The 18115-nt window shown below is 62.3% G+C and carries 14 protein-coding genes and 1 riboswitch; of the genes, 8 read left to right on the forward strand and 6 right to left on the reverse strand.

What is annotated here, in order from left to right; translation table 11 throughout:
• Positions 1–5 precede the first annotated feature (5 nt).
• The 4 genes from QP803_RS01590 to QP803_RS01605 form a co-directional block, all read right to left on the reverse strand.
• On the reverse strand, positions 6–542 hold the full coding sequence (locus QP803_RS01590; protein WP_284945931.1) for a hypothetical protein: 537 nt from the start codon (positions 540–542) through the stop codon (positions 6–8).
• Complete coding sequence (locus QP803_RS01595; protein ID WP_284945932.1) at positions 542–1081, reverse strand: hypothetical protein; 540 nt, start codon at positions 1079–1081, stop codon at positions 542–544. The genes QP803_RS01590 and QP803_RS01595 overlap by 1 nt, the downstream gene beginning before the upstream one ends.
• An 839-nt stretch (positions 1082–1920) precedes the next feature.
• On the reverse strand, positions 1921–3036 hold the full coding sequence (gene ada / locus QP803_RS01600) for a bifunctional DNA-binding transcriptional regulator/O6-methylguanine-DNA methyltransferase Ada (protein ID WP_284945933.1): 1116 nt from the start codon (positions 3034–3036) through the stop codon (positions 1921–1923).
• A gap of 24 nt (positions 3037–3060) precedes the next feature.
• On the reverse strand, positions 3061–3528 hold the full coding sequence (locus tag QP803_RS01605) for a DUF1203 domain-containing protein (RefSeq protein ID WP_284945934.1): 468 nt from the start codon (positions 3526–3528) through the stop codon (positions 3061–3063).
• Positions 3529–3726: 198 nt separating this feature from the next.
• Here QP803_RS01605 and QP803_RS01610 point away from each other — a divergent pair, with 198 nt between their 5' ends.
• From QP803_RS01610 to bktB, 8 genes are all read left to right on the forward strand, one after another.
• The gene (locus QP803_RS01610) at positions 3727–5667 is read left to right on the forward strand and encodes a sigma-54-dependent Fis family transcriptional regulator (RefSeq protein WP_284945935.1); all 1941 of its coding nucleotides are present in this window, start codon (positions 3727–3729) and stop codon (positions 5665–5667) included.
• A 136-nt stretch (positions 5668–5803) separates the two neighbouring features.
• Positions 5804–5914, forward strand: a riboswitch (guanidine-I (ykkC/yxkD leader).
• Between the two features lie 142 nt (positions 5915–6056).
• Complete coding sequence (locus QP803_RS01615) at positions 6057–6836, forward strand: DUF1989 domain-containing protein (RefSeq protein ID WP_284945936.1); 780 nt, start codon at positions 6057–6059, stop codon at positions 6834–6836.
• On the forward strand, positions 6836–7453 hold the full coding sequence (locus tag QP803_RS01620) for an urea amidolyase associated protein UAAP2 (RefSeq protein ID WP_284945937.1): 618 nt from the start codon (positions 6836–6838) through the stop codon (positions 7451–7453). Before QP803_RS01615 ends, QP803_RS01620 begins: the two co-directional genes overlap by 1 nt.
• A 13-nt stretch (positions 7454–7466) precedes the next feature.
• A complete protein-coding gene (locus tag QP803_RS01625; RefSeq protein WP_284945938.1) occupies positions 7467–10934 on the forward strand; it encodes a 5-oxoprolinase/urea amidolyase family protein in 3468 nt (1155 codons plus the stop codon).
• 119 nt (positions 10935–11053) lie between these two features.
• A complete protein-coding gene (locus QP803_RS01630) occupies positions 11054–12052 on the forward strand; it encodes an ABC transporter substrate-binding protein (protein WP_284945939.1) in 999 nt (332 codons plus the stop codon).
• Between the two features lie 21 nt (positions 12053–12073).
• Positions 12074–13075, forward strand: coding sequence for an ABC transporter permease (locus QP803_RS01635; RefSeq protein WP_434082908.1), 1002 nt, complete (start codon positions 12074–12076; stop codon positions 13073–13075).
• Positions 13076–13100: 25 nt separating this feature from the next.
• Positions 13101–14000 (forward strand): ABC transporter ATP-binding protein, encoded by a 900-nt coding sequence (locus QP803_RS01640; RefSeq protein ID WP_284945941.1) that lies wholly within the window; start codon positions 13101–13103, stop codon positions 13998–14000.
• A 375-nt stretch (positions 14001–14375) separates the two neighbouring features.
• On the forward strand, positions 14376–15566 hold the full coding sequence (bktB, locus tag QP803_RS01645; RefSeq protein WP_284945942.1) for a beta-ketothiolase BktB: 1191 nt from the start codon (positions 14376–14378) through the stop codon (positions 15564–15566).
• On the opposite strand, the gene QP803_RS01650 is transcribed toward bktB, so the two are convergent.
• Both QP803_RS01650 and QP803_RS01655 read right to left on the reverse strand, forming a co-directional pair.
• On the reverse strand, positions 15567–16655 hold the full coding sequence (locus QP803_RS01650) for an SDR family oxidoreductase (RefSeq protein ID WP_284945943.1): 1089 nt from the start codon (positions 16653–16655) through the stop codon (positions 15567–15569).
• Positions 16655–18043: an aminotransferase-like domain-containing protein gene (locus tag QP803_RS01655; RefSeq protein ID WP_284945944.1), complete on the reverse strand. Its 1389-nt coding sequence runs from the start codon at positions 18041–18043 to the stop codon at positions 16655–16657. Before QP803_RS01655 ends, QP803_RS01650 begins: the two co-directional genes overlap by 1 nt.
• Between the last annotated feature and the right edge of the window lie 72 nt (positions 18044–18115).

Below are 18115 nucleotides of genomic sequence, written 5' to 3' on the forward strand. Positions count from 1 at the left end.
GACGCTCAGCACCGCCCAGGCTGGGTGTACCGAAGGAACGGCCGTGCGGTCAGCTGCCAGTCTCTGTCCGCAGGCATATCCGGATGATGACGCGACCATGCTCTTGCTTTCTCGTGCGTGGCGTATATCCGTGGCATCGCCAGCCCTGTCTTTGAATGGCACTCTGCTTGAGTGCATGCGGTGACGATGGTATAGCTCAGAACGCGGTCCAGAAGCTCTTCATCGCCGCTATCTGTTTTCTTCATGAACCGCCAAAGATTCCGAACCGCGACATTGACCGGAATGGTGTGTTCGCAATGGATCGTCGTTTCGGATGCGAGCGGCGAGCCAATCAGCTGGATTGCCTGTTGGCTCCAATAGATCGCCCGCTCGCAATGCTCGCCCCTTGCCTGCCCATAAAACACGTTGTGGATATGGCGCAGAGCCATCGATGCTGAGGCCGTGGTATGCCCGTTTGCAGCTGCACGCGAGGGATTACGCGCCGCGCGCAAAGCGCCTCCCAATCTCGACACTTGCAACTGAACTCGATTGATTTCAGGCATTACCGCTTCGAGCCGTAATTTTTGACGTCCCGGTAGTCGTCCAGTTTCAAATATGGAAGAAATCTGGCTGCAAGGACGTCTGCCTCATTCATTATTCTCTTTGTGTCTTCACTATGCTCTTTGGCGTGCTGGATTTTGGCTTCCGGCGGCAAGTCCTTCATAACTTCTATCAGCTCCCGCTTTGACAGCCTTCGCCACGCGACGGAATTAAGTTCGAGCAGATAGGCCTTCATCTCCGACCCAAAAAGGAAGAGGCTTTGGTGCGCCGCTATATTAGCATCCCGGATAACCGCCTCTTTCTCTCCTAATTCCTTCTCTCCCAAAGAAACCCGGAGCATCTTCTCGAAAGTCAGATATATCGCATACCGGCGGTCATAGAGATCGTGCTTCAACTTCTCCCGCACCATCTCGGCCTGCTGCCTGGCAATCTTTACCTGTCTGAAAGCTATCCAGATGGTGAAAGCCGCCACCGCAATTGCGACGACGGTCGGTCCTAAAGCCTGGATCAGTATGACGGTATAGGGCAGCTCGGAAGCCATGGTCTCGTCCAAATCGGGTTAAATGGCCCCTGGTCTCGCCTGAACGGGCTAATCCGTCCCGGCCTCCTCTCATATAAAGCGACCTCTTAGCGTTCCATCGCTTCCCAGTCGTCCTCTGGCATGGCCACGTAAGCCTCACAGTCCCTATCCCGCCGGCGAATGTTTTTCTACTACCGGAGGATGTCGTATATTCCCAGGATCCCCTAGAGAGCCATATCCTTCTCTGTCCCGAACGAAAACTTATTTCTCCATCTTCGAGGGTCAAAATTTTACTAGATCTTAACGTCCGCTTCCGAGGGATCGTCCGAAACGGTCATCTGACCGGGATTGGCGCAAACCGGACGTTTCTCGGATTGTGCCTCCCGACCGCTTTCCATACTAGCCAGTCACGGCGTCCTCTCGTCGTATGTCCGCTCCCAATACGCTCGCTAAATCGCTCAATGGTGGAGGGGGAAAGGGCTGCAGCGATGACGCCACCGTCAATGACCGTTTTTGGGATTCGTAAGCAATCAGGCGGCCGACCGGGCAGGGTCAGACCTCACCGAATGGGAATGTCCCCCACACCAAGCCCAACCCCTCGCTTCCGCTGGAACCGCCCGCTCGATCGGCGCTATCCTGCCCAGGTGTCCACGCGCCGGCGATCACGCAGGCAAAGAACCGTCCACCGGTCGATCTCAGATGCCCGCCCTGCGTCGTGGCCATCAGCTCATCCATCACGCATGAGGCGGCGCCAAAGCGTTGCAGTGTCAACGGTCGCGGTAGCCGAGCGCGCGTTCAATCGGTCGAGACAAGCGTGGCATGGGCCTGGGTGCGTCGCAGCAGTGAGCGCATCGACGTCATCAAGGATCCTGCGCAGGTCGCGGGCGTCTCGAAAATAACGCTTGCTCCGCCTCGCGATCGAGCAAAGCGCGCTTGCGCTCCACGCCCCAGCGGTAGCCGGAGAGCGCGCCGTCGCGGCGAACGACCCGGTGACAGGGAATAGCGACCGCCAGCGCGTTCGCGCCACAGGCTTGCGCCACCGCGCGCACCGCTTTGGGCGTGCCGATCGCATGCGCAATATCCGCGTAGCTGGCGGTCGATCCGGCCGGGACAGCCGTCAACGCCTGCCAGACCCGTTGTTGGAACGCGGTGCCACGCATGTCGAGCGGCAGATCGAGCCCGAGCCGGGGTGCTTCCACGAATCCCACCACCTTTGCGACGATGGCCTCGAACTCCGCATCGGCACCGATGAACCGCGCCTTGCGAAAGCGGTCCTGAAGGTCGCGCACAAGCGCATCGGGATCGTCACCCATGAGGATGACGCAAACCCCTTTATCGCTGGCGGCGACCAGAATGGGGCCGAGCGAGGACTCGCCGACCGCAAAGCGGATCACCGTATCCGCACCGCCGTTGCGGTAGCGCGTGGGCGTCATGCCGAGGATGGCGTCTGCCGTGTCATAGAACCGGCTCCCTGAGCCGAAGCCGGCGTCGTAGACGGCGTCCGTCACGCGCATCGTCTCGATCAGGCTGACGCGCACCCGCTTCGCCCGATGGGCCGCCGCGTAGGCGCGTGGGGTCAGTCCGGTGACGGCCTTAAAAACGCGGTGAAAATGATGGGGGCTCAAGCCCGAGCCGGCCGCCACATGTGCCAAGCCGGGCATGGTTTCGGCCGTCTCTATCGCCCGGCAGGCATCCGCGACGAGGGCGGCGTGTTGCTGGTCGAGCGGCGGCTGGTCCGGCTTGCATCGCTTGCAGGGGCGGAAGCCGGCCGCCTCGGCCTGAGCAACACTCTCGTGAAAGCGCACGTTCTTCGGATTCGCGAGGCGCGCAGCGCAGCTCGGCCGACAATAGACGCCCGTCGTGCGCACCGAATAAAAGAAGCGGCCGTCGGCCATGCGGTCGCGCGCGACCACGGCCGCCCAACGTGGATCGTAGGCTGTGGGATGGACGACATCCGGCGCTGCGGCCGCAGTCATGGCGTTCTCCGGAGGTGTGACGACTTATGCGCGCAGGATACGTGCAGCATAGCAGCCGTGCTTCGCATAATGCGCGTGCAGGTACGCCACGTCTGGATTTTCGAAGAAGCGCTCGATCATCGGCACAAGGTCGGTGCCTTCCGCAAGATCGGCGTCGAGCATCTCGCCGCTGTCGTTGAAGGCGCGGAGCGATATCGTGCGGATGCGAAGCACCTCGGGCACTGAATCGACCAGATCCAAGGCCTGGTCCGCCCCTTCACGCACGAAGATCGCATGTCGCGCGCGGTACGGCGTGTCGGCGGGCTGATGCTCGTAGTTGAGCAGGATCGCCGTTTGCCCGACGTCCATATCGCAGACCTCAACCCGGTCCGGGAAGCCGGGCTTGCTGTCGACCACAAAGCGTTTGGCGCCCAGGCGCATCAGTTCCGCGTCAGAAAGACCGGCGAGATGGCTGAATTGGCTGGGATCGAGACCCCGAATACGAAACGACATTCTGATACCCCGTGTTGCGTGGGGGGTAATCTGGCAAAACTCTCGTCTCGTGGCGTCCCGAAGCTTGCGATCAAATCGACGCCCCTCGCTTCCCGCTGGAACTGCCCGCCCGATCGGCGCTATCCTGCCCGGAGCAAGAGGCGCCGCCCAGGCGTCCACCCGCGCGCGGTCCCCGCGGGCGACAGGGAAGGAACAGCCATGCCAGGCCCCATGCCTGACTCGCAGGGCTTGCGACCGTTCAACATCCGGCTGCCCAGCGACGGCAGCGACACCATGCGCGCCTGGGAAAGGTTCCTCACGGGCGACCCGCTGGCCATCGTGCCAGGGCGGAACTTCGTCGTCTCCTCCTGGTTGCGCAGCCAGCAACTGGGCATCAATCCGCGCGGCCGCGCGGCCCCCCTCGCGGCGCGGGGTGACGCCATGGAGGCGCTGCGGGAGCGTCATGCGGATCTGCTCGGTGCGGCGTCAGATGTCTTCGCAACTTCGGCCGAGCTGTTCGGCGGATCCCGCTCCCTCATGCTGCTCACCAACCCCGAGGGCATCGTGCTGGATGCCACCGGCGATCATCAAACGCTGGATGCCGGCCAGACCATCCACCTCATGCAAGGCGGCGATTGGCGGGAGGATACGGTCGGCACCAACGGCATCGGCACCGCTCTCGCCACACGGCGGCCTGCCCAGGTTCATGCCTCCGAACATTTCTGCGAGGGCATCAAGGCCTGGACCTGCGCCGCCGCCCCCATCTTCGAATGCGGCACCGGGCAGGTGCTCGGCGTCGTCGATATCTCCGGCCCCACCAGCACCTATCAGCGCAACAACCTGAGCCTGGCGGTCGCCATCGCGCGGCAGATCGAAATGGTGCTGAACGCGCGGGTGAGCCGGGAGCGGATGCGGCTGCTGGAAGTGTGCCTGGAGCGAATGTCCGCCACCGATGTGGCGGGGCTGGTGGCGATCGACTGCGAAGGCCGCCTGGTCCATAGCAGCGGTCGATTGCCCAATCTGGTGCCGCTGGGTCAGCGGCTGCCCGGCCTGAGTGCGGATAGCACGGTCGAGGATTGGGCCGCGTCGCTGCCCGCGCCCCTGTGCGCCGATTGGTTCAACGTCATTCGCGTGGATGGGCGCGCCATCGGGGCCGTGCTGGTCATTCCCGAGACATCGCGCCTGCACAGCCTGCCGCCGGAACCGGCCGAGGTCGGCTTCAGTCCCATCATCGGCCGCAGCGCCAGGTTGGAGCAGACCCTCGCCCGCATCCGCCAGCTTCGCGGCAAGCGGGTGCCGGTGCTGATCGAGGGCGAAACCGGCGTCGGGAAGGAGCTATTCGCCCGGGCGCTGCATGGCGAAGTGACCGACAGCAACCCCTTCATCGTCTTCAACTGCGGCGCGGTGGTGAAGGACCTGCTGGCTAGCGAGCTGTTCGGCTATGTGCGCGGCGCCTTCACCGGCGCCACGGCCGGCGGCGCGGTCGGCCGGTTCGAGCAGGCGCATGGCGGCACCCTCTGTCTCGACGAAATCGGGGAGATGCCGCTCGACCTGCAATCCTTCCTGCTGCGCGTGTTGGAGGATGGTGTGGTCTACCGGCTCGGCAGCGGGCAGCCGCATCCCGTCGATGTGCGGCTGGTCGCCATGACCAACCGCCACCTGCTGGATGAGGTCGCGGCCGGGCGGTTCCGCCGCGATCTCTATCACCGGCTGAGCGTGACGCGCCTTCAGCCGCCGCCCTTGCGGGATCGCGACGGGGACATCGATCTGCTCGTCGCGCATTTCAACCGGCAGCTGGCGGCGCGGCACGCGGTGCCTGAGCGGCAGTTCGGCGAGGACGTGATGGCGATGCTGCGCGACTATGATTGGCCCGGCAATGTCCGTGAGCTGCGCAATATGGTGGAAAGCCTGTTGCTGATGCCCGAACCGGAAGCCGTCTCCCCGGCGGAAGCGGCGGGATTGCTCGAACATTTTTCCCTGCACGCGATCTTGCCTTCGGTCGCTGACGCGAAGGGCGCCAGCCTGGAGGATGCCGAGCGCGCCGCCATCGTCGAGGCGATGCGGCAGTGCCACGGCAACCTGGCGGAGGCGGCGCGATCGCTGCGTATTTCGCGCAGCACGCTGTATCGCAAATTGGACCGCTACGGCCTGACGCTGTGAGCCGCCGTCCGACGCCCCACGACAGGTGCTAGGGTTTTGGGCAATTGCCCAAAATCCGGGCGCTTGCAGCGGATGTTGGGCCGTGACGCCCCTCGTCAGCTCATCATGGTCATGGCACGGGCTTTGCTTACAACTCCTATCAGGCAGCTAGGGTTCCGGTCGGCGTAACGCGCTGGCGCTGGTCCGAGAGCTGCGGTCTTGCGGGAGACATCCGCAAGATGCACGGCGGGACAAAAGCCCGGGAGAGCACGGATGCGTGGGTACGCATCAGCTCTCCAATCGTACCCTCGCATCAATGAAGCGTTTGTTTCAACGATGAGGGTCTTTCATGCCGATCCGCCTTGCCCGTCTTCAGCAATCCCCAGCCTGTGCTCAGTCCGAGCAAGCCGATGCTTGATCTCAACACGCTGACGCCCGCGCAATACCGCGCCCGCTATCTGGCTTTGCAGGAGGCCGCAAGGCGGCGCGCGGCGACCGCCCTGCCGCCCTCCGTCACCGCCCCGCAGCCGCTGGAAAAGCCGCTTAAAACCGAGACCGTGCCGCCGGGCGCCTATGTGGCCCTCCGCCTCAAGCGGTTTGACGTGCTGCGCATCACGAATGACTCCGGCACGCCCGGCGCGGCGCTGTTCCTGTGGAATGCGGATGACGTCTCCGAGCGTTACAACGCGGGTGACACGGTGAAGCTGCAATGGACCACCACACTCACCACCGGGCGCGTGCTGTTCTCCGATATGGGGCGGGTGCTCGCTTCCATCACCGCCGATACCAGCGCGGGGCATGACAGTATCATCGGTCCCAACGGCCCGGCCCAGGCCGGGACCGGCGCCAATGGCCGCGACAACCTGCGCTTGGCCGGCGCCAAGTTTGGCCTGACGCGGCGGGATCTGGCTCCGGCGGTCAGCCTGTTTTCGCATATCGCGACCGATGAGACCGGGCGTTTCCAGTATCATGCCGCAGCCGCGTCCGGCGCGATGGTGGAATTGCGGGCGGAGCAGAATGTGCTGGTCGCGCTGTCCAACACGCCCCATGCGCTGAGCCCTGTTACGGCCGCCACCGGCCCGATCAGCATCGCGATCGCCCATCGGCCACCGGCAGAGGATGATCTGTGCCGGCATTTCACGGAAGAGGCCGTGCGCGGATTCATCAACACCGATGAGGCGTTTTCCTGATGACCGCGATCCTGGACATAACCTTGCCTGCCCGCGCGCCCTTTTCTGCGACGCTCAAGGCCGGACAAATCATGCGTATCATCGACCTGGAAGGGCAGCAGGCGGTGGATGCGTTGTTCTATAACGCGCAGGATCGCTCCGAGCGTTATTCGGCCCAGGACACGCTGGCCGCGCAGGCTTCAAGCGGCGGTCCCTACTATCTGCAAACCGGTTCCGTGCTCCGCAGCAACGAAGGCCGCGCCATGCTGACACTGGTCGCGGATAGCTGCGGTTTCCATGACACCTCGGCCGGGGCGTGTTCCTGCGAAGCCAATACCGTGCGCTTCGGACATGAAACGCGGTTCATGCATGCCTGCCGGGAAAATTTCCTGACCGAGCTTGCCAAATACGGCATGGGCAAGCGCGATCTCGTCTCTAACGTGAACTTCTTCATGAATGTGCCGATCCGCCCGAATGGCGAGCTGACGGTCGATGACGGCGTATCGGAACCCGGTGGCGAGATCGCATTACGGGCGGAGATGGATGTGCTTGTACTCATCTCCAACTGTCCGCAGGTCAACAATCCCTGCAACGGTTTCCGGCCGACACCCATCCGCATCATCATCTCAGACACTTGAAGTCATCACGCCGATGTTCAAAAAAGTACTGATCGCCAACCGCGGCGAGATTCTGGTTCGTATCTGCAAGACGCTGCGGGCGATGAAGATCGCGTCCGTCGCGGTTTATGCCGAGCCGGATCGCTTTGCGCCGGGTGTGCTGGCGGCGGATGAGGCGGTGCCCATCGGCCCCGCACCGGCCGCCCAAAGCTATCTCAACATCGCGGCGATCATCGCGGCCTGCAAGGCGACGGGCGCGGACGCGGTGCATCCGGGCTATGGGTTTTTATCGGAACGCGTCGAATTCGCGGAGCGGCTGGCCGCGGAAGGCATCGTCTTTATCGGCCCGGGCCCGGCGCAGTTGCGGGATTTCGGCCTCAAACATACCGCCCGCGCCTTGGCCCAGCAGGCCGGCGTGCCGATGCTGCCCGGTTCGGGGTTGCTCGCGAGCGTGGACGAGGCTCTGCAGGAAGCCGCGCGCATCACCTATCCCGTCATGCTCAAAAGCTCGGCGGGCGGCGGCGGCATCGGCATGGTTCTTTGCCATACAGCGCAGGACCTGGAACAGACATTCGACAGCATCGGTCGCCTGGCCGCCAACAACTTTGGCAATGCCGCTCTTTTTCTGGAGCGCTATGTCGCTGCAGCCCGGCATATCGAAGTGCAAATTTTTGGCGATGGCACAGGCAAGGTCGTGGCTTTAGGCGCGCGGGATTGTTCCTTGCAGCGGCGCAACCAGAAGATTATCGAGGAGGCGCCACCCCCCAATGTGGCGACTGCCACGCTGGACCGGATGCAGGACGCGGCCATCGCGCTCGCTACCTCGGTCGCTTACGAATCCGCCGGTACCGTCGAATTCGTCTATGACGCGGCGGCGGAGCAATTCTATTTCCTGGAGGTCAATACCCGCCTGCAGGTGGAACATGGCGTCACGGAGGCGGTCTTCGGCGTCGATCTCGTCGCATGGATGATCGCGCAAGCGGCGGGAGACTTCGTGTTGCCCGAACAGAGCAGCCTGCGCGCACAGGGAACCGCGATCGAAGCGCGGATCTATGCCGAAATACCGGAAGAGGATTTCCGGCCGTCCAGTGGCGTGATCACCCACTTCCGCGCACCACCCGGCTTGCGCGTGGACACCTGGGTGGAGTCAGGGGTAACGGTTTCACCCTTCTACGATCCGATGATCGCCAAGTTCATTGCCACCGGCGATACCCGCGACGCGGCGATTGCGGCTTTGCAGTCTGGCCTTGCGGCCGCTGAGATCAGCGGCATTGAAACCAATCTCCACTATTGTGCCGCGCTGCTTGATGTGCCGGAGTTCCGCGCCGGCATGATGACGACGACAACCCTGGCGCATTGCGCCTATCAGGCTGAGAGCATCGCCGTGCTCGATGGCGGTGCGCAATCCTCTCTGCAAAGTCTCCCCGGCCGTCTTGGTTTTTGGGAGGTCGGGATACCGCCGAGCGGCCCGATGGATCGCCGGAGTTTCGCGGCGGCCAACGCCTTGCTGGGCAATGCCCCAGGCACCACAGCCCTGGAACTCACGTTGACCGGTCCGACCCTGAAGTTTTTTGCGCCGGCCACGATTGCGCTGACCGGCGCGATGATGGAGGCGCGGCTCGACGGCATCAGCCTTCCGCATCATCAGGCGGTTGCGGTGTCAGCGGGGCAGATCGTCAGTCTCGGCGCCATCAGGGGGCCGGGACAGCGCAGCTATCTGGCGGTGAAGGGCGGCATCGCGGCGCCCGCCTATCTTGGCAGTACCGCCACCTTCAGCCTCGGCGGGTTCGGCGGACATAATGGCGGCGTGCTGAAGGCGGGGGATACGCTGCGTCTGGCCCATGGCCCCACCGGCACGCCAGAGCAACCCGACATTTGTGCGCTCACCCATGACTGGGAGATTGCCGTCCGCTATGGCCCGCATGGCGCGCCGGACTTTTTCCAGGACGCGGATATCGAGACCATTTTCTCGTCGACCTATGAGGTGCATCATAATTCTGCCCGCACTGGCGTGCGCCTGATTGGACCCAAACCGGCCTGGGCGCGCCGCGATGGCGGGGACGCCGGGCTGCATCCGTCCAATATTCATGACAATGCCTATGCGGTAGGCGCGATCGACTTCACCGGTGACATGCCAATCCTGCTTGGCCCCGATGGTCCGTCACTCGGCGGCTTTGTCTGTCCTGCCGTCATCACCAAGGCCGATCTTTGGAAAATGGGACAGCTCAAGCCAGGCGACAGACTGCGCTTCATCCGTGCCGATACCGAGCCTGCGATCCTCAGCCGGGAGGGCGATATCGTCATCCGTCGCGCGGGAGATGAGAATATTCTGATCGAATTCGGCGAGCAGGTGCTGGATTTCGAACTCAGGCTGCGGGTGCAAGCGCTGCGCGATGCCCTGGCCGCACAGGCTGTGCCAGGCATCATCGATCTGACGCCGGGTATCCGCTCCCTCCAGATTCATTTTCACTCCGATGTCGTCACACGCGATAACGTTCTGGCCCTGGTGAAGGCGACGCTGCCCGGTTTGCCGGCCGCCGATGACATGGTGGTGACAAGCCGCACGCTCCATTTGCCGTTGTCCTGGAATGATCCGCTGATCCAGCTGGCGATGCGCAAATATCAGGAGACCACGCGGCCGGATGCGCCATGGTGCCCGGACAATATCGAATTCATCCGCCGTATCAATGGGCTGGAGACGATAGAGGCAGTCAAACGTATCATCTTCGATGCCTCCTATGTGGTTTTGGGTCTGGGCGACGTCTATCTGGGTGCGCCGGTGGCGACACCCTATGATCCGCGCCATCGGCTGGTCACAACCAAATACAATCCTGCCAGGCCCTGGACACCGCAAAATGCGGTCGGCATCGGTGGCGCCTATATGTGCATCTATGGGATGGAGGGACCCGGCGGTTACCAATTGTTCGGCCGCACCCTGCAAGTTTGGAACACGCATCGCACAACGCCGCCCTTCGCGCCCGGTCATCCCTGGCTTCTGCGCCATTTCGACCAGATCCGCTTTTTCGAAGTGACGGCTGAGGCGCTCGACGCGGCGCGCGACAAATTCCTGCACGGAAAATACGACATCAGGATCGAGGAACAAAGCTTCTCGCTCGCGCAATACCGAAGCTTCTGTGCGGAGAATGCCGCATCGATCGACGCCTTCCAAGACACACAACGCGCGGCTTTCGCGGCGGAGCGTGCCGATTGGGTAGCACGAGGCCTGCATCGTTTCGAGGAGCGTGAAGCACCTCCCCCGCCGGACGAGGCCCCGCTTGGCGCGGGGCAGCGCGCCGTCGCATCCCCTGTGCCGGGCAGCGTCTGGCAGATTTTGGTGGTGCCAGGTACGAAGATTGCCGCCGGCGACCCGGTGATGATCATCGAGTCGATGAAGATGGAAGTGCAGGTGCGCAGCCCGACGGCTGGAATTGTGCATAGTCTGTCGGTCGAAAAGGGGCAGCTTGTGCGCGCGGGGCAACGGATTGGCGTGATTGCGGCATGAGTCCGCAAGGCTTTGAAACGTTACCACGCGTTCCATCGTCAGGCGTCGCGGTGGCATCGTTTTTGCTTCTTAGCAATTCGTGTCGTTCAACATTCTTCAGCGCAAGGAATGAGGTTTTCATGAAGTCAGTATCCCGCATTGCGACGATGTTTGCCCTGGCAGCGCTTGCTCTCGGGAGCGCCGTCACCCCGGTGAAGGCGGCCACGCCCTTGCGCATCGGCTTTTCCGATTGGCCAGGATGGACCCCATGGCAGATCGCCATCGACAAAGGCTGGTTCAAGGAAGCCGGCGTCGATGTCACGATGCAGTGGTTCGACTATTCGGCCTCCCTGAATGCGTTTGCCGCCGGCAAGCTTGATGGCGACTTCGTCGCCAACGGCGATGGTCTGTCCACCGGTGCCAATGGTGCGAAGAATGTCTTGATCATGCTGACCGACTATTCCAGCGGCAATGACCAGATCATCGGCAAGCCGGGCATTACCAGCATCAAGGATCTGGCCGGACAGAAAGTCGGTATCGAAGTCGGCGTGGTCGAGCATCTGTTGCTTGAACATGCGCTCAAGGCCAATGGCATGTCGCTCAGCGCTGTCACTTTGGTGAATAGCGTTACCAATAACACGCCACAGGTGCTGGGCTCGGGCGCTGTCGCGGCGATCGGGGTATGGCAGCCGATCGCCGATCAGGCGCGCATGGCGCTTCCCGGTTCACGCGCGATCTATACCTCAGCCCAGGCGCCTGGGCTGATTTTCGACGGACTTGCGGTGTCACCCATCAGCCTGAAGGAAAATCCGCAGGCCTGGATGAAGGTTATTCAGATCTGGTATCGCCTTCTCGGCTATGTCAACGACCCTAAAACCCATGACGATGCGATCAGGATCATGGCGGCGCGTGACGGCGTCACACCGCAGATCTATCAGCGCTATGTGAAGGGCACGCATTTGCTGAGCCTCGCCGAAGCCCGCGCTGCCTTCAAGAAAAGTGACCTGCTGTCGTCCATCTACGGCTCCGATGCGAATGCCGATGCCTTCAATGTCCGCAACGGCGTCTACAAGACCCCGCAAAACATCGCCGAGTATATCGATGCGTCCATGATCGAAGGCTATAAGGAGGGCAACTGAGTGTCACAGGTCTCGGACGTCATGACGCGTCCGACCTCCGAGGCCGCCTCCGTCTCCCCTAAAGTTGCGCCCGGGCAGTGGTTCCGCGTGCGTGCGCCGCTCACCCGGCGCCTGCGCGTTCTGCTCGCGGCGCTGTCTTTTGTGTTGCCCATTGCTGTGTGGTCCGCCGTCAGCTACCTGCCCTTCATCTGGCACCCGGACGTTTTGATTTCCGATCCTGGCGAGGTGGATTATTTCTTGCCCGGCATGCGGGTTGATAAGGCAACTTTCGCGCATGAACTGGCCAATGCGCGGGCGCAGCAGAGCGCCCTTCCCGCTGGTCAGCCGTGCAACCCGGTCTATCTGCCATCTCCCGGGGCCGTTCTTGCCGCCTTTTATGTGTCTTTCACGACCCCGCCCGCTGACCAGAACGGGTTGTGGCTGCATCAGAGTCTTTGGATGAGTATTCAGACAATCTTCTGGGGTTTTGTCATCTCCTCGCTCATCGGTGTGCCGCTCGGCCTTTTCTGCGGCGCGCATAGCGGCATGGCGCGACTGGTCGAGCCTTTCGTCGAATTCTTCCGCTATCTTCCGGCGCCGGCCTTCGGCACGCTGGCGGTCGCAGTGCTCGGCATCTATTCCGGGCCGAAGATTGCCATTATCGTCATCGGCACCTTGTTCCAGCAAATCTTGATCATCGCCAATACGACGCGCAAATCCGACTTCTCGCTGGTCGAGGCCGCCCTCACCTTGGGTTCGAAGAATCTTCGCCTGCTGACCCACGTGATTGTCCCCAGCGTCTTGCCGGACCTTTATCGTGATCAGCGAATTCTGCTTGGTTGGGCCTGGACCTATCTGATCGTGGCCGAGCTGATCGGTGCGACGACGGGCATTTCCCTTTTTATTACCCAACAGGCACGCTACCAGCACTATGCCAATGTCTACGCGGCCATCGCCATGATCGGCATTCTGGGCTTGGGGACGGACCTGGTTCTTGCAGCCCTTGGCCGTAAGCTCTTCCCTTGGGATCGCGGCAACATCTGAGACGAATGGCAAGAGGACGCGCGGGATGTCGCAAACCCTATCCTATCTCGATCAATCTTCGGCGGTGGTCGAGCGTCTGAACCGGATGAAAGCGCGTGACGTCATCTTGCAGGTCGACGGCCTGAGCAAGACGTTTCAAAGCGGACAAGGCCAGGTCAGCGCATTGGAGGACATCTCTTTCGCCGCGCATCGGCGCGAATTCCTCTGCATTATTGGTCCGTCGGGCTGCGGCAAATCGACATTGGTGCGCATCCTGGCGGGGCTGGAGACGCCCAGCCACGGCCAGGTGCTGGTGGATGGCCACCAGGTGAAGGGACCCGGACGCGACCGTGGCATGGTCTTTCAAGGCTACACGCTGTTTCCATGGCTGACGGTGCGCAAGAACGTGATGTTTGGCTTGCGCATGAACACGGTCAGCCGCGCCGAGGCCGGGCGACAGGCGGATGAATGGCTTGGCCTGATCGGTCTTGAGAAATTCGCGAATGCGTATCCGCACCAACTTTCCGGCGGCATGAAGCAGCGAGTCGCCATTGTTCGCGCCCTTGCCAACCGCCCGCGGGTCCTGCTGATGGACGAGCCTTTCTCCGCGCTGGATGCGCAAACAAGGGCGCGCATGCAATCCTACCTTCTGGATATCTGGAAAAATGTCGATATCACCGTGGTGTTCATCACGCATGATCTCGACGAGGCCATCTTTTTGGCAGACCGGATCATTGTCCTCTCCGCCCATCCCGGCCGGTTGAACGAAGTGATCGAGGTCCCGCTGGAACGTCCTCGCCGGGCGGAACATCTGGCCTCAGGGGCGTTTGCGGCCACCAAGGCGCGGCTGGAATGGCTCATTCATCCGCCCAGCCAAGCGGGCGCCGAGGAAGAGGTTTATCCCTCCGTCCCGCTACTGACCGATGTGCATGATTCTATCGAGTGACAGGATGCGGCCACGACCGCCGAGATGGTGGTTATTACCTGCGGGCCGGCGCATCCGCCGTCCAACACGCGGCATCACCCCAATGCATCCCGCCCTAAGCTAACCGCAAAATCCCGATCCCGCACGACTGCACCCTCTACCGCCAGCGTCATCGCATCGAGACCATGTTCGGCAGGCTCTAAAGACTGGCGGCGCCATTGCACTCGACCCAATAGGGCGCACAACGTGCTTCTATGATGGGGAAGGATACTCGCGACACCTGAAATAGAAGGCAAGGATCCGCTGCCTCCACTCCGAACCGATATCAACATACCAGCAATCGTAATTCAAACTGCTAGGGCGTAATCGAATCGTCAATTTCGAAAGAAAAGCCGAATGGCAAAACGAAACGTCATGATTGTCGCTGGTGTTCGTACGGCCATCGGCGGGTTTGGTCGTTCGCTCAAGGATACTCCGCCCACAGCACTCGCCACCCTGTGCCTGCGTGAGGTCTTGGCGCGTGCAGCCGTCGCGCCCGATAGTGTCGGCCACGTCGTCTTTGGGAACGTCATCCATACCGAGCCGCGTGACGCCTATCTTTCCCGCGTGGCCGCGATCGACGCGGGTCTGCCGGACTCCGTGCCATGCCTGACGCTGAACCGGCTATGCGGTTCCGGTTTGCAGGCCGTGATTTCCGCCGCCCAGGGCATTCTTGTGGGAGACACGGACTGCGCCGTTGCGGGCGGTGCCGAAAGTATGAGTCGGGGCGGCTATCTGCTGAATGGCGCGCGCTGGGGCGTCAAGATGGGCGATACGACCGCCGTCGACATGGTGGTGGGCGCACTCACGGATCCCTTTGGCCACGGCCATATGGGCGTGACAGGGGAGAATGTGGCGCGGCAATGCGGTGTCAGCCGCCAAGCGCAAGACCAGTTCGCAGCGGAAAGCCATCGTCGCGCGGCCAGTGCCATCGCGGAAGGGCGTTTTCGCAGCCAGATCCTGCCCGTCGAACTGAAAACCCGGAAAGGCACGGTGTTGTTCGACACCGATGAGCATGTCCGCGCGGATATCGACATGGACGGGTTGAGCAAACTCAAACCCGCCTTCGATCCCGCCGGCAGCGTAACGGCGGGCAACTCCTCCGGCATCAATGATGGCGCCGCCGCCCTTTTGCTGATGGAGGCCGATGCCGCTCAGCAAGCGGGCTGTGTGGCCATGGCGCGGATTGTTGCCTATGCCCATGCGGGCGTCGATCCCAAGGTCATGGGCCTGGGGCCGATCGACGCCGTGCGCAAGGTGATGGTACGCGCAGATCTCACGATTGCTGACATGGACACCATCGAATCGAATGAGGCTTTCGCGGCGCAGGCCTGTGCCGTCGCAGCGGAACTGGCGTTTCCGCCCGAAAGGACCAATCCGAACGGCGGCGCGATCGCCCTCGGCCATCCGATCGGCGCCACCGGCGCAATTTTGCTGGTGAAGGTTTTGTACGAGCTGCAACGCATCGGCGGTCGCTACGGCTTAGTGACCATGTGCATCGGCGGCGGGCAGGGGATTGCAATGATCGTCGAGAGGGCAGCGTCGTAACTAACGACCAGGCAAAACCCCTGTATCCTGGAGATGGGCGAGAATCTCGTCGAACATCTCCTCAGTGTCGGCGCAATCGTGAAAGCCGTGCTTGCGTGCCTTGATCGTGGAGACCAGCGAGTGACGCGGAACCGTGCTGCCTTGACGCAAAAGGTAGTCGAGAAAATTCCAGGAATGGACGATCTCGCCGTAGCTCAGGCGCTGCAAATCATGCTTGTGCACGATGCGGTCCCAGACGGGACCTTTATCCGCCATAACGGCGGCCATGGAGAAAGGGTGTGCGTGGCCGACGCTAAGGCCGAAGCGGTTGGCGAATACCGGCCATAGCGTCGGCCAGGAAAAGCAGTCGCCATTGGCGATGTTGAATATCTCGCCGGCGCAGCTCGGAGTTTGGCCGGCCCATAGAATGGCCTTGGCCAGAAGCCGCGCATCGACCGCTTCCTGAAAGCAGGGGGCGCCCCCCGGAAAACGCAGCGGCTGCCCAAGTTCCTGGCAGATCGCGGCATAGGTGCCGATGGCGGTGACGGCGTTCATCGGATTGCCGAGGGCGAATCCGCAGACGATCTGCGGTCGAAGCACGGTGTAAGCGACAGGCAGCGCCCGGAGCAGGTCTTCCTGCTCATAGTAGAAGTTCGAGGCGATGAAGCGCGGATCGCTCTCCTTCGCGGGCATCTTGTAGGGGCCGTGGTGCACGCCATAAGCCTTCGTGCCTTGCAGCAGAGTGACATGCCGCAGCGATGAGCTTTCACCGAGCAAGGGTTGCAGCGCATTGCGAAGCATGGCGAGATTGACGTCGATCTGCCGGCGCTCCGTCCAGCCGGCGACCAGATCGCGTTCCTCATAAAGCGCGCAATAGACGACATGGGTCACATCGCCAGCGCGCGACCGCAGCGCGGCCTTGCAATCTTCGGCATTCGTCAGGTCAAGCGGCAACCACTCCGCGCTCGTGGCAAAACCTGGGGTGCGGCGAGAAACGCCCGTGACGCGCCAGTGCGACAAGGCCTCGAACATGTGCAAAGCTGCACGGCCCACGACACCGCCGGCGCCGAAGATGATGACGGATCCCGCCGAGCTGTGATGATCGTTCATCACGCCGCCTCCACACTCGACCGCGGCGCGTTCGACAGCAGACGGTCGAGATGGCGGAACGCCGCCTCGACGAGATCGATCGTCGCGGGTGCGCCGAAACATAGCCGCACGGCATGGGGGATCGATCGGCGATCGGCCACAAAACCATGCGTGGGCGCGACAATCACGCCGCGTCTGGCCGCCGCATCCACGAAATCCTCTGCCCGCCAGGGGCTGGGCAGAGACAGCCAGGCATGGGGGCTAGCAGGGTGCATCCGGGCGGCGGAGAGGTGACGGAATGTTGTGAGCAGATCGACGCGCTGCCGGTTCTCCTCCCTCTGCCACTCCGTCATTCGGTCCAGATGGCCGCCCTCGATCAGAGCTACCGCTACTTCAGCGCACATCAATGTCGCGGTCCCCGTTGACATGCCAACGCCTGCCTGGCCGCGCGATGCCTGGTCGGGAGGGGAGACCAGACACCCGATCTTCATGCCCGGGCCGGTAATCCGGCCGAGGCTGGTCAGGTAGTAAGTGCGCTCCGGCGCCAATGAAAAGATGGGCGGAATCGGGTCGTCCAGGATCGTGCCATAAATATCGTTTTCGATGATCGGCATGTCGTAGCGCCGCGCGATATCGACCAGCGCCGCGCGTCGCTCGGCCGGCAGGATGACATTGAACGGGTTTTGGAGGCGCGGCGCGCAATAGAGCACGGCAATACGATGCTCACGACAGCTTTTTTCAAAAGCCTCTGGGATCATGCCGTCTTCGTCGCAGGCGATTCCGAGCAGTCGCCGATCAAGATAGCTCGCGACGGCTTTCATGCGCGGATCTGTCAACTCCTCAGTCGCAATCAGATCGCCGTGATGGGTAAGGGTACAGAGTGCGGCCATGGTCGCATGTTGGCCACCATTGGTGATGGTCACTTGCTCGGCTGAGGCCGTGACACCCTGGCGCTTCAGCCACCGCGCCAGCACGGTCCTGTGGCGCTCCAGGCCAGGCGTGGGGGCGCTGCCGAGGATCAGGGCAGGGTCCCTGGCAGCGAGGTCCGTCAGCACCCCTCGCATGATCTCCCCGCCGAAGGGCGGCACCGGAACACGATAAGCGGCCATGTCGATCGGGCTGCTCTCCAGGCCCGCCTGTACGGTATGCTGCCTGCCGTCGACGATTGCAAAGCCCGTGACGAAGGTGCCGCGTCCGACATGGCTAGTGATCAGTCCACGGGCGTCCAACTCCGCATAGGCGCGGCCGACCGTCGCCACTGCGACTTTCATGCGATGCGCCAAATCCCGCTGCGTCGGGAGTTGCGCGCCGCGCAGAAAACGGCCGGTCTCGATCGCCGCCGCGATGACGTCGACGATCTGGCGATAACCCGGACGACGGCTGAATTGTAATAGTTCGACTGCAAGCATCTAGTACAATATTCTTGTTGTGCTCTTATTCCGGGTGCTATTGTATTGCTTAACGAGGCAATTCGCCAACCG

The sequence above is a fragment of the Acidisoma sp. PAMC 29798 genome (genome assembly GCF_030252425.1).
Taxonomy (GTDB): Bacteria; Pseudomonadota; Alphaproteobacteria; order Acetobacterales; family Acetobacteraceae; genus Acidisoma; species Acidisoma cladoniae.

Coding starts and splice junctions, on each gene's coding strand:
- QP803_RS01640 (WP_284945941.1), top strand. CDS start 13,101: ATGTCGCAAACCCTATCCTATCTCGATCAATCTTCGGCGGTGGTCGAG.
- QP803_RS01635 (WP_434082908.1), top strand. CDS start 12,074: ATGACGCGTCCGACCTCCGAGGCCGCCTCCGTCTCCCCTAAAGTTGCG.
- QP803_RS01655 (WP_284945944.1), bottom strand. CDS start 18,043: ATGCTTGCAGTCGAACTATTACAATTCAGCCGTCGTCCGGGTTATCGC.
- ada (WP_284945933.1), bottom strand. CDS start 3,036: ATGACTGCGGCCGCAGCGCCGGATGTCGTCCATCCCACAGCCTACGAT.
- QP803_RS01630 (WP_284945939.1), top strand. CDS start 11,054: ATGAAGTCAGTATCCCGCATTGCGACGATGTTTGCCCTGGCAGCGCTT.
- QP803_RS01625 (WP_284945938.1), top strand. CDS start 7,467: ATGTTCAAAAAAGTACTGATCGCCAACCGCGGCGAGATTCTGGTTCGT.
- QP803_RS01620 (WP_284945937.1), top strand. CDS start 6,836: ATGACCGCGATCCTGGACATAACCTTGCCTGCCCGCGCGCCCTTTTCT.
- QP803_RS01610 (WP_284945935.1), top strand. CDS start 3,727: ATGCCAGGCCCCATGCCTGACTCGCAGGGCTTGCGACCGTTCAACATC.
- QP803_RS01650 (WP_284945943.1), bottom strand. CDS start 16,655: ATGAACGATCATCACAGCTCGGCGGGATCCGTCATCATCTTCGGCGCC.
- QP803_RS01595 (WP_284945932.1), bottom strand. CDS start 1,081: ATGGCTTCCGAGCTGCCCTATACCGTCATACTGATCCAGGCTTTAGGA.
- QP803_RS01590 (WP_284945931.1), bottom strand. CDS start 542: ATGCCTGAAATCAATCGAGTTCAGTTGCAAGTGTCGAGATTGGGAGGC.
- bktB (WP_284945942.1), top strand. CDS start 14,376: ATGGCAAAACGAAACGTCATGATTGTCGCTGGTGTTCGTACGGCCATC.
- QP803_RS01615 (WP_284945936.1), top strand. CDS start 6,057: ATGCTTGATCTCAACACGCTGACGCCCGCGCAATACCGCGCCCGCTAT.
- QP803_RS01605 (WP_284945934.1), bottom strand. CDS start 3,528: ATGTCGTTTCGTATTCGGGGTCTCGATCCCAGCCAATTCAGCCATCTC.